Source organism: Mucilaginibacter endophyticus (assembly GCF_003351025.1).
In the GTDB taxonomy this organism is placed as follows: domain Bacteria; phylum Bacteroidota; class Bacteroidia; order Sphingobacteriales; family Sphingobacteriaceae; genus Mucilaginibacter; species Mucilaginibacter endophyticus.
Genome location: NZ_QPCG01000004.1, coordinates 403,178 through 417,454, shown reverse-complemented (window position 1 = coordinate 417,454; position 14,277 = coordinate 403,178). Strand labels below are relative to the sequence as shown.

At 44.9% G+C, this 14,277-nt stretch carries 12 protein-coding genes; 9 read left to right on the top strand and 3 right to left on the bottom strand.

The window, feature by feature from the left end:
* Positions 1-115: 115 nt before the first annotated feature.
* From DUL71_RS18660 to DUL71_RS18625, 8 genes are all read left to right on the top strand, one after another.
* Complete coding sequence (locus DUL71_RS18660) at positions 116-583, top strand: MarR family winged helix-turn-helix transcriptional regulator (RefSeq protein ID WP_114939523.1); 468 nt, start codon at positions 116-118, stop codon at positions 581-583.
* A 7-nt stretch (positions 584-590) separates the two neighbouring features.
* Positions 591-1,673, top strand: coding sequence for an efflux RND transporter periplasmic adaptor subunit (locus DUL71_RS18655; protein WP_114939522.1), 1,083 nt, complete (start codon positions 591-593; stop codon positions 1,671-1,673).
* Between the two features lie 7 nt (positions 1,674-1,680).
* Positions 1,681-4,839 carry an efflux RND transporter permease subunit gene (locus DUL71_RS18650; protein ID WP_114939521.1) on the top strand — a complete coding sequence of 1,053 codons (3,159 nt, stop codon included), beginning with the start codon at positions 1,681-1,683 and terminating at the stop codon, positions 4,837-4,839.
* 6 nt (positions 4,840-4,845) lie between these two features.
* Entirely contained in the window at positions 4,846-6,168 is a 1,323-nt protein-coding gene (locus tag DUL71_RS18645; RefSeq protein WP_244228792.1) for a TolC family protein, read from the top strand.
* Positions 6,169-6,209: 41 nt separating this feature from the next.
* Positions 6,210-6,590: a response regulator gene (locus DUL71_RS18640; protein WP_112568344.1), complete on the top strand. Its 381-nt coding sequence runs from the start codon at positions 6,210-6,212 to the stop codon at positions 6,588-6,590.
* Complete coding sequence (locus DUL71_RS18635; protein ID WP_112568346.1) at positions 6,587-7,453, top strand: N-acetylglucosamine kinase; 867 nt, start codon at positions 6,587-6,589, stop codon at positions 7,451-7,453. Before DUL71_RS18640 ends, DUL71_RS18635 begins: the two co-directional genes overlap by 4 nt.
* Positions 7,454-7,978: 525 nt before the next feature.
* A complete protein-coding gene (locus DUL71_RS18630; RefSeq protein WP_114939519.1) occupies positions 7,979-8,728 on the top strand; it encodes a glucose 1-dehydrogenase in 750 nt (249 codons plus the stop codon).
* A 105-nt stretch (positions 8,729-8,833) separates the two neighbouring features.
* A complete protein-coding gene (locus DUL71_RS18625; protein WP_114939518.1) occupies positions 8,834-9,415 on the top strand; it encodes a TetR/AcrR family transcriptional regulator in 582 nt (193 codons plus the stop codon).
* On the opposite strand, the gene lnt is transcribed toward DUL71_RS18625, so the two are convergent.
* Together lnt and rsmI are read right to left on the bottom strand one after the other, a co-directional pair.
* Positions 9,412-11,046: an apolipoprotein N-acyltransferase gene (lnt, locus tag DUL71_RS18620; RefSeq protein ID WP_114939517.1), complete on the bottom strand. Its 1,635-nt coding sequence runs from the start codon at positions 11,044-11,046 to the stop codon at positions 9,412-9,414. The genes DUL71_RS18625 and lnt overlap by 4 nt on opposite strands.
* A gap of 176 nt (positions 11,047-11,222) precedes the next feature.
* Positions 11,223-11,954 carry a 16S rRNA (cytidine(1402)-2'-O)-methyltransferase gene (gene rsmI / locus DUL71_RS18615; RefSeq protein WP_114939516.1) on the bottom strand — a complete coding sequence of 244 codons (732 nt, stop codon included), beginning with the start codon at positions 11,952-11,954 and terminating at the stop codon, positions 11,223-11,225.
* A gap of 110 nt (positions 11,955-12,064) precedes the next feature.
* Between rsmI and serS the strand changes: the two genes are divergently transcribed.
* Positions 12,065-13,336, top strand: a complete 1,272-nt coding sequence (gene serS / locus DUL71_RS18610; protein ID WP_114939515.1) for a serine--tRNA ligase — start codon at positions 12,065-12,067, stop codon at positions 13,334-13,336.
* An 80-nt stretch (positions 13,337-13,416) separates the two neighbouring features.
* Here the strand turns inward: serS and ypfJ are convergent, their stop codons facing one another.
* On the bottom strand, positions 13,417-14,268 hold the full coding sequence (ypfJ, locus tag DUL71_RS18605) for a KPN_02809 family neutral zinc metallopeptidase (protein ID WP_114939514.1): 852 nt from the start codon (positions 14,266-14,268) through the stop codon (positions 13,417-13,419).
* Positions 14,269-14,277: the final 9 nt, after the last annotated feature.

The window sequence follows — 14,277 nt, the reverse complement described above, 5'->3', positions numbered from 1 at the left end:
TATATAATCAGTTAAATATCTGGCATTCCTGTGCTCAAAACGTCGTTGTAAAATGGTTGATACATGCAACTATTGTTAATATTATGCTATTAGTTTTACAACGATTTTAAGTAAAATGGAACTGATTGAACCTATTTCGCGCAAGCTGCTCCGCTTGGGTAAATTGTACCTGGATGTACTGGTAAAGCAAACCGCACATCTGGAAGTTACGAGGTACCATTATATCCTTTCGCTTATTTATGTTCATGACGGACAGCTTACACAAAACGCGCTGGCTCACATGTTGGGCAAGGATAAATCGGCCATGGTGAACATCATTAACCTATTATCGTCAAGAGGATTTGTTTACCGCGAAAATAACCCGAACGACAGACGGCAGCAACTACTACGGGTTACCGAAAAGGCTAAACTGGCTGTACCCCAGATACTCGAAACATTTGAAAACATCAACACAGATATTACCGAGGGCATATCTGAAGCCGATATGCAGGTATTTGAAAGTGTACTTACCCGGATGCACAAAAATTTAAAACCATTAATATCACCCGAAACAACCCTACAAGCTAAACCACACACGGATTAAACAAAGTATGAAAACGAAATATATTATTTACACGGCGCTGGCCCTGCTGGTTGCCTATTTAATTTACAACAAATTTTTTAGCGAGGGGGCAAAGAAATCGGCCGCGGCTATGGCTTCGGGTAAGGGTGATAAGAAAAAAGGCGGTGGCCCGGTGAATGTTAATGTGATGATAGTTAAGGACACCGCCGTTAGCAACGTCATAGATATTACCGGTACTATTGATGCTAACGAAAAAGTAAACCTTGTGAGCCAGACAGCCGGCAACATCACGGGGATTTATTTTAATGAAGGAACTAAAGTTACCAAAGGGCAGTTGTTAGTTAAGGTATATAACCAGGACCTGGAGGCTTCATTGCAACAGAACCAATACCAGGTTGCGCTGGCTAAGCAACAGGAAAGCCGCAACCGTCAGTTATTGCAAAAAGAGGCCATAAGCCAGGAAGAATATGATACTTCATTAACTTCCCTTAACTCGTTAAAGGCTGCTGCCGATGTAATCAAGGCACAATTGGCCCGTACCGAGATCCGCGCGCCATTTTCAGGAACTATTGGTTTAAGAAACGTGAGCCCGGGCAGCTACCTGTCGCCATCATCAACTATTGCTACGCTGGTTAATATCGATCCGGCTAAGGTTACTTTTTCGGTGCCTGAGAGGTATTTGTCTATCCTTGGTCCGGGAAGTAAGATCAGGTTCCGTACCGAAAGCTCGATGGAAAACTTTGTTGGTACTGTTTACGCTATCGATCCGGCTATTGACGCCACTTCACGTACTATTACAGTTCGCGCTAAGGCACCAAATCCTAAAGGCGTACTTACTGCCGGTAGTTTTGCCAAGATCAGCTTAACGCTTGATCAAATCCCTAAAACTATCCTGCTGCCAACACAGGCTGTTATTCCTGATTTGAAAAGCAATATTGTTTGGATTTACAAAAATGGCATAGCGGAATCAAAGCCGGTTAAAACGGATTTGCGTACCGATACCAGGATCCAGATAATTGAGGGCTTGCAACCTGGCGATAGTGTGGTAGTTTCAGGTTTGATACAAATGAGGCCAAAAGTGCCATTGCATATTTCAAAAGTTATTAAATAAACCCGATATGAGCTTATCCTCAGTAAGTATTAAAAGGCCGGTATTGGCAACAGTAATGTCTGTAGTTATTGTTGTGTTCGGTATTATCGGCTACAAATTTTTAGGGGTGCGGGATTTTCCTTCTGTGGATCCGCCCATTATCTCGGTATCTACCAGTTACTCTGGTGCAAATGCCGATGTAATTGAATCACAGATAACCGAGCCGCTTGAAAAATCTATCAACGGTGTGCCGGGCATCCGTAATATTTCGTCAACCAGTTCGGTTGGGCAAAGCAACATTACAGTTGAGTTTGACCTTGATGCCGACCTGGAAACAGCTGCTAACGACGTGCGCGACAAAGTGAGCCAGGCACAACGCCAGTTGCCACAGGATATCAACGCGCCGCCGGTAGTTACAAAAGCCGATGCCAGCGCCGACCAGATCATTACCCTAACAGTAAGCAGCGACTCGCGTAATATTAACCAGCTTGATGATTACGCCGAGAACGTTTTATTGGAGGGTTTACAAACTATTCCGGGCGTAAGTACAATCAACGTGCAGGGGCAACGCCAGTATGCTATGCGCCTGTGGATTGATCCGGCCAAACTTTCGGCTCAGGGGCTTACCGCAACAGATATTGGCGCGGCTTTGGCTAAAGAGAACGTAGAGTTGCCTGCCGGTAAAATTGAAGGCAATAACACCGAGGTTACCATCAGGGCGCTGGGTAAACTGGCCACCGAACAGGATTTTAACAACCTTATTCTCCGTACTGACAGTAACAAGGTTATTCGCCTGAAAGATGTGGGTTACGCGGTGCTGGGTTCGGCAAATGAAGAAACCATATTCAAAGAATCGGGTGTGCCGATGGTTGGTTTGGCTTTGGTGCCACAGCCTGGTGCCAACTATGTGCAGATAGCTAAGGATTTTTATGTTCGTCTTGAGCAGATCAAAAAAGACCTTCCAAATGATATCCACGTAAAAGTAGCTTTGGATAACACTAAGTTCATCAACCAGTCGATATCCGAAGTACAGGAAACGCTTATTGTAGCCTTTGTGCTGGTGGTAATTATCATTTACCTCTTCTTCCGTGATTGGCTTATCGCTTTCCGTCCGCTGATAGATATCCCGGTATCGTTGATCGGGGCTTTCTTTATCATGTATATCTTCGGTTTTTCCATCAATATCCTAACCCTGCTGGGGATAGTACTGGCAACGGGCCTGGTGGTAGATGATGGTATCGTAGTAACGGAGAATATCTATAAAAAAGTAGAGGCCGGCATGGCCATCCGCAAGGCTGCTTTTGAGGGCTCGGCCGAGATTTTTTTCGCAGTTGTATCCACATCGGTTACGCTGGCAGCGGTGTTTTTACCAATCGTATTTTTACAGGGTTTTACAGGCCGCTTGTTCCGTGAGTTCGCGGTGGTTGTTGCCGGTTCGGTATTAATCTCGGCGTTTGTATCGCTATCATTAACGCCGATGCTTAACGTGAAACTGATCCGTAAAAACCAAAAGAAATCAAAGTTTTACGAAAGAACAGAACCTTTCTTCGTGAACATGACCAATTCGTATTCGGAGTCGCTCATTAAGTTCATGAAGCGTAAGTGGGTTTCGTTTGCCATTCTTGCGGCCTCCATTGTTATTATTGGTATCCTGGTAAAAGTGATCCCTTCAGAATTGGCTCCGCTTGACGACCGCAGCTTGCTTCGTTACAGCGTTACCGGATCGGAAGGTGCTACGTACGAGTATATGACGAAGTACATGGACAAGGTGTCTAATCTGGTGGCCGATTCTATCCCGGAGGCTGACGTAAACCTTGAAATTGTTTCGCCATCATTTGGCGGCGGTGGAGCTGCTAATACAGGTTTTGGCAGGGTGGGGCTTGTTAAGCCGGATGAACGCGTTCGTACTCAACAGGAGCTTGCCGACTGGCTGAACGGTAAACTACGCAAAATGCCAGATGCCCGTGCCATTGTTATACAAGAGCAAACGATAAGCGGCGGCGGTTCGGGTTCAAAAACTTCGTTACCGGTGCAGTACGTAATCCAGAACCAGGATTTTGAAAAGATCCGCAAGGTATTGCCAACGTTTTTTGCGGAGGTTTCAAAAAGCCCGGTTTTCCAGGGAACGGATGTTAACCTGAAATTTACCAAGCCAGAGTTGCGCGTAATCACAGATCGTGAGCGGGCGCGTGATTTAGGTGTTTCGGTTGATGATATTGCTCAAACGCTACAGTTGTACTATAGTGCCGGCCGTTTGGATTACTTCCTGATTAACGGTAAGCAATACCAGGTAATAGCTCAGGTTGACCGTGCAAACCGCGACCAGCCACTTGACTTGAAATCGGTTTATGTGCGCAGTTCAAAAGGTAATTTGGTACAGCTGGATAACGTAGTAAAAACGACGGAAGGTGCTACACCGCCGGCCATTTACCACTTTAACCGTTATAAATCGGCCACATTATCTGCCGGTCTTGCGCCGGGTTATACTGTTGGTGATGGTATTAAGGAGATGGATAGGATAGCCAAAAGTTTGCTTGATGATACCTTCAGTACCGCGCTCAGCGGCCCTTCACGTGACTATGCCGAAGGTTCATCAAACATCCTTTTTGCCTTTGGATTCGCGTTGTTGCTCATCTACCTGGTACTTGCTGCCCAGTTTGAAAGTTTTATGGATCCGTTTATTGTGATGCTTACGGTGCCGCTGGCAATTTCGGGTGCATTCCTTTCATTGTGGTTGTTTAACCAAACGCTCAATATCTTCAGCGAGATTGGGATCATTACCCTCGTGGGCTTAGTAACTAAAAATGGTATCCTCATCGTAGAGTTTGCCAACCAGCGGATGGAACAGGGTGTGCCTAAATATGAGGCTGTTATTGAAGCAGCTACTGCCCGTCTTCGCCCAATATTAATGACCAGTTTGGCGGTAGTACTTGGTGCTGTGCCTATCGCGTTTGCCTTGGGTGCCGGCGCAAAAAGCCGTGTATCATTGGGGATTGTTATTATGGGCGGGATGTTATTCTCGTTGGTATTAACACTATATATTATCCCGATGATGTACATGTTGCTTGCTGCTGAAACCCGTAAAGATCATGACCATGATCCTGAAGACATGGCTGCCGAAGCCGAAATAGCTGAGGCTGCACGTCACCCGCATCACCACGAACCTAAACTGATCGAAAACCTGTAATATAATATGATGATCAAGAAAATAGCTTGCCTGGTATTTACTTTCGCGATGGCATCGGCCATCGTGAAGGCCCAGCAGCCGGAGCAACCACTGCTAACGCTTAAGGACGCGGTGGAAATAGCCCTGAAGAATAACTATAATATTAAGCTGTCGCAAAACAATTCAACCATAGCGTCAAACAACGTTACGGCGGGTAACGCGGGAATGCTGCCTCAACTTAATGGTAATTTTACCGACAACAACAGCCGCCAGTCAACCAAGCAAACGCTTAACACCGGCAAATACAATAACATTAATGCCCATAACTCTAACAATAGCTATGGCGTAAACCTTAACTGGACAATTTTTGACGGCTTTGGCATGTTCGCCAACTACGATCAGCTTAAACAGCTGGATAAGCTTGGCGTTTTGAGGTTACAGGATACTGTACAACGTACCGTTGCCAGCGTGATCAATACATATTATGATCTCATCAGTCAAAACGAACAGGTTAAGGCATTGAAAGGGGCGATAGACATATCCCGGACACAATTACGCATTGCTACAGATAAATTTAATGTGGGCCGCGCCTCGAGGCTTGATGTGTTAAACGCCCAGGTGAATCTGAATACGGATACCGGCAACCTGATTATCCAGTACCAGTTATTTAAGTCAACCAAAATACAGCTTAACCAGTTGCTGATCCGCGATCTGCAAACGGATTTTTCGGTGGCAGACACCATTGTGGTTGATGATAAACTTATTTTGGCCGATGTACTTAACAACGCGCAGCTGCAAAATCCGGGGATCTTATCGGCACAAATTAACCAGCGCCTGGCCGAGATCAATCTGAAACAGGTACGCTCGACACGTTACCCGCAGGTAGGATTAACATCGGGCTATGTGTTTACCAACAGCAAAACACCGGCTGGGTTTACCATATCGCAAAATGCCCATGGTCTTAACTACGGGCTTACAGCATCCATTAATATTTTTGACGGCTTCAATCAAAACAGGCGCGAAAAAAATGCTAAGATCCAGATTGATAATGCCGGTATTGCTGCTAAACAAACCAAGCTGAATATCGAAAGTCAGATTAACAGTTTGTTTGTGGCGTACCTTTCAGGGCTCGACCTGGTAAAACTGGAAGAAGCTAACGTGAACCTTAACAAAAAGAACCTGGATATTACACTCGATAAATATAAATTGGGCAACATTACGCCACTTGAGGTAAGGGAAGCACAACGTAATTACCTCGACGCACAATCAAAATTTTTTGCCGCGCAGTACCAGAGTAAACAGGCCGAGATCATGTTAAAACAAATCACTAATAGTATTAACATCCAATAAAAAATATTTTAAAAATAGGTTTAAAAGCCTACTTTTGAGATATGACTACCCCTTTTAAAACCTGCCTGCTTATTGATGATAATTACATTGATAACTTCATAACGCGGCGGGTTTTAGAGAGCAGTAATTTTGCCGAGAACATCATTGTGCGTCAGTCGCCGATGGAGGCCATTGAATCGTTAAGGGACGGATCGGTAGATCCCGACGTTATTTTTTTAGATATCAGGATGCCAATGATGAGCGGTTTTGAATTTCTGCACGAATATGATGGGTTAGAAATAGCTAAAAAAGGAATTAAAATATATATGTTATCATCATCGCTTGATCCTACAGATATGAAGCAGTCAAGTGATAATAAGCATATCACTCAGTTTATTCATAAACCACTTACCGTTAAAGTGCTCGAAGAAATTTGTCAATGATATTAGTTGCAGATAGCGGGTCATCAAAAACCGACTGGCTGCTTACCGTTTCAGACCAGGAAACCCGCTCGTTCCTTACAGCCGGGTTAAACCCTTATTTTTTAACCGAAAAGGAGATTGCCCGTATTATTCTTGAACAGGCACCTGAAATGGTGGCGTTTGCAGCCGAAATTTCTGAGGTATACTTTTTTGGAGCTGGATGCAGCAGCCCGGATAGGCATGAGGTTGTATCTAATGCCCTAAGTCAGCATTTTGGCAAAGCATACATTAGTGTTGACAGCGATTTGCTGGGATGCGCCTATGCCACCTGCGGTCATGAAAAGGGGATCTGCTGTGTGTTGGGTACCGGCAGTAATATTTCCTTTTTTGACGGTGAAGATATTTACGATGGGCAGCACGGCCTTGGCTTTGTGTTGGGCGATGAAGGCTCGGGCACTTGGTTTGGCAAAAAGCTTATCACCGATTTTTTATACGGCAATATGCCGCATGAGATCAGCCAGAAATTTGATAAGGCTTATCACCTGAATAAGGAGATTGTGATCAAAAATGTATATCAGAAGCCCAATGCCAATACCTATCTGGCATCGTTTAGCAAGTTTGTAAGCGAGATCAAGGAAACCGAATACGGCCACTCCATGCTGGTTGACGGCCTGGTTGAATTTATTGAGAGTAATATCAAATCGTACCCCGAGTATCATAAATATAAATGCCATTTTGTAGGCTCCATAGCCTACTCTTTTGCCGATGAATTAACCGCGCTTTGCACGCTGCATGGCGTAAAAACCGGCAAGATCATCAAGCAGCCAATCAACGACCTGATGGCTTTTGTGCTCAAGCGCAATGAAATGGCTACTGAGGAATAGGGACAGATAAAGCATCTTTTTACAAATCAATAAAACCGTTTGTCGACAAACGGCGTTAAGAATTGGGGACAGGAGTGAGGAGAAATCTTACACACCACGCTTACATATGTTTTATGGCACGCTTGTAAGCGGTAAAATTTATCTTAGTCCTCACATTGCCTGTCTACTATATCTTGAAGTAACATCTTTTCAGTCAAAAACTATTTATTACCTGAATGGGTATATCAGCTGTTTCAGTACAGGAGATATTCATTGCCGTTGGTTTTAACCAACGGTAAAAAGCTTAATAATTCCAGGCTTTAGCCAAATCTGAAAGCTGATTTGGGCTGAAGCCCGCTTATCGCTGGCCATTATCCGTTGGTTAAAACCAACGGCAATGAAACTTTAAAACCGTCAAATTTTAATTGTGACTTTAGTTCCCTTTTGTCATCCCAGCCTAATAAAAAATAATTACGGAACGTTTATTCCAAAATGAGCTTACCTTTACGGAACGATTGATCCAAAATAAAATTAATCTTCCAGAAAATGAAAAAATTAGAGAACAAAGTTGCAGTAGTAACAGGAGCATCAAAAGGTATTGGCGCAGGCATAGCTAAAAGCCTGGCTTCAGCAGGAGCAGCAGTAGTAGTAAATTACGCATCAGATAAAACAGGTGCTGATAAAGTGGTTGCTGAAATTACAGCTAATGGCGGCAAAGCCATCGCGGTACAAGGTAGCGTAGCAGTAAAAGCAGATGTTGATCGTCTTTTCGCCGAAACCACAGAAGCTTTTGGTGGTGTTGATGTTTTGGTAAATAATGCTGGTGTTTATCAATTTACACCAATTGAAGCCGTTACTGAAGATGAGTTTCACCGCCAGTTTAATACCAACGTACTTGGTTTATTACTTGCATCACAAGCCGCAGTTAACAGCTTTGGCGATAAAGGCGGCAGCATAATCAACGTTAGCTCAACTGTTACCCGTATCACTCCGCCACAAAGCGCCATTTATACCGGTACTAAAGGCGCTGTTGATTCTATCACACAGGTATTATCGAAAGAACTTGGTGCTAAAAAGATTCGCGTAAACGCCATCAATCCAGGTATGGTTGAAACAGAAGGTACACATACTGCAGGCTTTATAGGTAGCGATTTCCAGATAGAGATCGAAAAAACTACACCGCTTGGCCGTATCGGTCAGCCAGATGATATCGCTCCAATAGCGGTGTTCCTGGCTTCTGACGATTCACGCTGGTTAACCGGCGAAATTATCATTGCCAGCGGCGGTGTAAGATAATTAATCCGGAATGTTCCGGTTAAAAACAAACCGGGCACGGCATTAGATTAAACAATTAATTAAAAATGAATAGCTTTGCCCACAAACGGGTAAAGCTTTTCTGTTATGGCACGAAGTAAAGATTTTGATGAAGCCGAGGTACTGAGCAAGGCCGTTTGCATTTTTTGGCATAAGGGCTACAATGGCACGTCCATGCAGGACTTGGTGGAAGGTTTGGGCATAAGTCGTTCCAGTTTGTACGATACCTTTGGCGATAAGCATGCTTTATATATTAAAGCTTTGGATAGCTACCAAAAGTCGGGGGGCGACCAGATGTGCAGCATCATAAAAGATGAAACATCGGCCAAAGAAGCGATAAAAAAACTTTTGGAGCTCACCACGCGAGATTTGTTAAATGACGAACAGCGCAAAGGCTGCTTTATGGTAAATGCCGAAATTGAGCTTGCCGCGCACGATGCCGAGGTAAAGGAGATGATATGCCGCAACGAGCAGCAATTTGAAAAGGCTGTTTACCTTGCCGTAAAAAAAGGGCAGGACAGTGGCGAGATCCATAACCGGCAAGATGCCCTGGCCTTGGCCCGGTTTATCATTAACGCTGTGCGGGGTATGCAGGTATCAGCCAAAGCAACGGCCGACAAAGCTTTTTTTGATGATATTATCAAAACAACCCTGTCGGTACTTGATTAGGCAGTTAGCGTTTGTTTCTTCCTCAATCTCATTCCCAGTAAAAACACCATGCCAATTCCTGCCAGTATGCTGCCTGCCTGCGGAATGTAATCGCCGTGTTTAACATAAAAAGTAAGTTCGCTATTAAGGTTGATATCCTGTTTGATGGCCGTTTTAGTCCACCATTCGGTATGTTTAACAACATCGCCTCGTTGATTGATAAAGCCGGAGATACCGGTATTTGCCGATTGACAAACCCAACGGCGTGTTTCAATAGCGCGAAGTTTGGCGTATTGTAAATGCTGGTCTTTACCCGAAGTGTTTTCCCACCAGCCATCATTGGTGATAATGGCAATAAATTGCGCCCCTTTTTTAACGGAGCGGGCAATATAGCCTCCCCATATCGATTCATAGCAGATAACAGGATCAACCCCGATACCGCTTTGTGAGTAAAGAACTTTAGCGTCTTTGTCGGGAGCATAGTTACCGGTAGCACCACCTAAATGCTCAAATACAGGTTTCAGGAACGAGAGCGCTTCGCCAAAAGGCATGGATTCGGCCCCGGGCACAAAGCGCGACTTATGATAGGTTTGGATCCGGTCGCCATTTTCTAAGTTGAGGGCTGTGCTGTAAAAATCGGCAAACTGGTCGCCGCCAAATGGTGAGGGAATAGCTGTTGGTGTAGCCCTGTTATTATAAAGGCGGTATGTTTCGGCGCCGGTAACCAGGTTGCCATTGGGGTACTTGCGTAAAAAGAATTGGGCTTGCTTAATAAAAGTGTTTTGGCCTATCAGTTCTTCGTTAATATATACAGGCGCAGGGATAGCTGTTTCCGGCCAGATAAAAAACTCGGTATTGGGTTGTGCTACCTGCCTCGAAAGGTGGATGAGGATATCAACCTGCAAAGCAGGAGGAATGGTGCCATCTTTTTCGTAAGGATCGATATTGGGCTGGGCAACAACGATATTTGATGGGTTCACTTCCTCAACATAATTGCTGTAAACTGATAATGAACAGCCGATTGGCACTATGATGACGATCAGCAAAGCTCCGGACAATGCCATTCGGTTTTTTTTTACCTGAGCTTCGCGGAAGCCAATGTAAATTAAAAAGGCCAGGATATTGGCAGCCCAAATCCATACAGTACCACCGTATACACCTGTGTATTCATACCATTGTATCCACTGATGCACTACGGCAAAGCCATTGCCGAGTGTCATCCACGGAAAATAAAGGTCCCAGCTTTGATGCAGGTATTCGTACCCGATCCAGAAGCAAACCAGGCCAATGAGCGCTATCCAACGGGGCACGACCAGTCTAAAACGGTAATACAACCAGAAAGCGGCAGCCATCAGCAAGGGCCCAAGCGAATAGGGGATAAGCGTTATGGGAACAGCTACAAGTTCGCCAACTATTTTAAGCGCGTTATAAACCCAGTAAACAGATAATGAGTTCCAGATAAAAAAGCCGATGAAAGTTACGTTAAATACCCGCCTGCCTTTTTTAGGCTTATCATCATTAATGATGTTTTCGACAGCCAGCAGCATAGGCACAAAGCCAATGAAAAGTAAAAACGTAGTATAGGGAGTAGGTGGCCAGGCTATCCATAATAATAAGCCCGATAGTATGGCTAATGGTAGGTTTTTTTTCATGTAGAGTGATATTCACACGCGTCATTGCTTCGTTCCTCGCAATGATGGATTTTTATTTAGTTATATTAAAAATATGTCATTGCGAGCGAAGCGTGGCAATCGTATGCTATACAGAGCGGCTCTGCCTCCGTGCGATTGCCACGCTTCGCTCGCAATGACATGGTTGTGTTTACCGGCTATTCTTCCTCCTCGTCCCTGTCATACTTTCCCTTTGCGGGCTTAACAGTCGCCCCGGCCACGCACATTACAAATTCGCCTTTCATGGGGTGGGTTTCAAAGTATTGTTTTACTTCGATAACAGTACCCCGTACGGTTTCTTCAAACATTTTAGTAAGCTCGCGCGATACCGAGATTTGCCTGTCGGCACCAAAGTAAGTAGCCATCTCATCCAGTGTTTTTAACAAACGGTGGGGCGATTCATATAGTATGATGGTGCGCTCTTCTTCGGCCAAAAACTTGTACCGGGTTTGGCGGCCCTTTTTCAGCGGTAAAAATCCCTCAAAACAGAATTTATCTGTCGGGAAACCAGAGTTAACCAGGGCCGGCACAAAGGCTGTAGCTCCCGGAAGGCATTCTACCGCGATGTTAAACTTTAAAGCTTCGCGTACCAGGAAAAAGCCCGGATCAGAAATGGCAGGCGTACCCGCATCCGAAATAAGCGCGATGTTTTTACCCTCCAGCAAAAACTTAACAATCTCGTTGCTTGATTGGTGCTCATTATGCTGATGATGCGCGAACACTTTTTGATGGATCTCAAAGTGTTTCAACAACGGGGCGGAAGTACGGGTATCCTCGGCCAGTATCAAATCCACCTCTTTCAGTACCCGGATAGCCCTAAAGGTCATATCCTCCAGATTACCTATCGGGGTGGGGACTAAGTATAGTTTGCCTGTTTGTGTTGGGTTCATAGTTCATAGATCATAGTTATTGGTTTGATGGTTTTAAATTTCATAAATCAGCTATGAACTATGAACCATAAACAATGAACTAATTATATCTTTGCCTAAAAAATAAAATAATGCTGCAAGTTAGTTATATCCGTGATAACCGGGAACAGGTTTTGGAACGTTTGGCTGTAAAAAATTTTAAACAGCTCCAACTGGTTGATGAAATAATTGAACTGGACGACAAACGCCGCTCCACTCAAACCAGTATGGATAATGTTTCGGCCGAGGCCAATGCAGCTGCGAAACAAATTGGCGAGCTGATGCGAGCCGGCAAAAAAGAAGAAGCCGAAGGCCTTAAAGGTAAAACTGGCGCATGGAAGGAAGAGATCAAAACGCTTGGCGACCTGCTTACCATTACCGAAGAAGAATTATATCAGAAATTAGTATTGCTGCCTAACTTGCCACACAGCTCGGTACCTAAAGGCCTTACACCCGAAGATAACGAAGTGGTGTTAGAAAACGGTGACAAACCGGAACTGCCTGCCGATGCTTTGCCGCATTGGGAGCTGGCAGCAAAATACAACCTCATTGATTTTGAACTGGGCGTTAAAATAACCGGAGCCGGGTTCCCTGTATACAAAAACAAAGGAGCTAAGCTGCAGCGCGCTTTGATCAATTATTTTATTGACGAAGCCGAAAAGGCAGGTTACAGTGAAGTTAGTGTACCTTTAATGGTAAACGAAGCATCAGGCTTCGGTACTTCACAATTACCGGATAAGGAAGGGCAGATGTACCATGTAGGCGTTGATAACCTGTACCTGATCCCTACTGCGGAGGTACCTATTACCAACCTGTACCGCGAGGTGATATTGAAGGAAGATCAGTTACCTGTACGTAACTGTGGCCATACCCCATGTTTCCGTCGCGAAGCAGGTTCATATGGTGCGCACGTGCGTGGTTTGAACCGCTTACACCAGTTTGATAAAGTAGAGATTGTAACCATTGCCCATCCCGATAAATCATACGAGATATTGGAACTCATGAGCAGCCACGTACAAGGATTGTTGCAAAAATTAGGTTTGCCATACCGAGTATTGCGTCTTTGTGGCGGCGATATGGGTTTTGGCTCTGCCTTAACTTATGATATGGAAACCTGGAGCGCTGCACAACAACGCTGGCTGGAAGTATCATCAGTATCAAACTTTGAAACTTTTCAGAGTAACAGGCTTAAACTGCGTTTCCGTAATGCCGATGGTAAAACACAATTGGCACATACCCTGAATGGTAGCGCATTGGCTCTGCCACGTATAGTAGCTACCTTGTTAGAGAACAACCAAACTGAAAAAGGGATTAAAGTGCCTGAAGTGCTTGTGCCTTATACCAAGTTTGAATGGATTGATTAAGTTTTTTAATCAATCCAATAATAAAAATGCGCCATTGTGATATCCTCATCATGGCGCGTTTTTATTATAAGGGGATGCGTTCAATCTAAATCCCCATTCCCAAAAGTATCGCCCTGGTTGATATCCCCGGTTTCGAACCCTTTTTTAAACCAGTACATACGCTGGGCGCTGGTGCCATGGGTAAAGCTATCAGGCTCAACATGTCCCTGGGCTTGTTTTTGCAGCCGGTCGTCACCAATGGCATTTGCGGCATTCAGGGCTTCTTCTATGTCGCCTTTATCGAGTACGTTTTTCATGTTTTTTTCGTAATGTGCCCATACGCCGGCATAAAAATCGGCCTGTAACTCCAGCTTTACCGATAGTTTATTGTAGGCGCGTTCGCTAAGCCTTGAACGGGCCGCGTCCATTTTTTGTGAGATGCCCAGCAGGTTTTGCACATGATGGCCAACCTCATGAGCTATAACATAAGCCTGGGCAAAATCGCCGGCCGCGCCAAAACGGTTCTTAAGCTCGTCGTAAAACGAAAGATCGATATAAACCTGCGAATCACCCGGGCAGTAAAACGGACCGCTTGCAGAGCTGGCCCTCCCACAGGCCGACTCAACATAGTCATTAAATAACGTCAGCTGAGGTTTTTCATAGGTACGGCCCATATCGTTAAAAAGCTTTGTCCAGATATCCTCCGTGTCGGCCAAAACAACACGTACAAAGTGCTTTCCGGCATCTTCGGGGCCTTTGTTGGCTGTTTGCTCCTGCCGGGCGGGCTGATTGGTTGCCACCTGGTTAAGCAGGGCAGAAGGATCAACCCCGGTAAAGAAATAAATAGCAGCGGCTATCAGGCCAAGCACCCCGCCGCCTATGGCTAATCTGCCGCCACCACCGCCGCGTTCATCATTAACGTTATCGCTTTCGCGTCTGCCAAACCATTGCATATGCCTCCG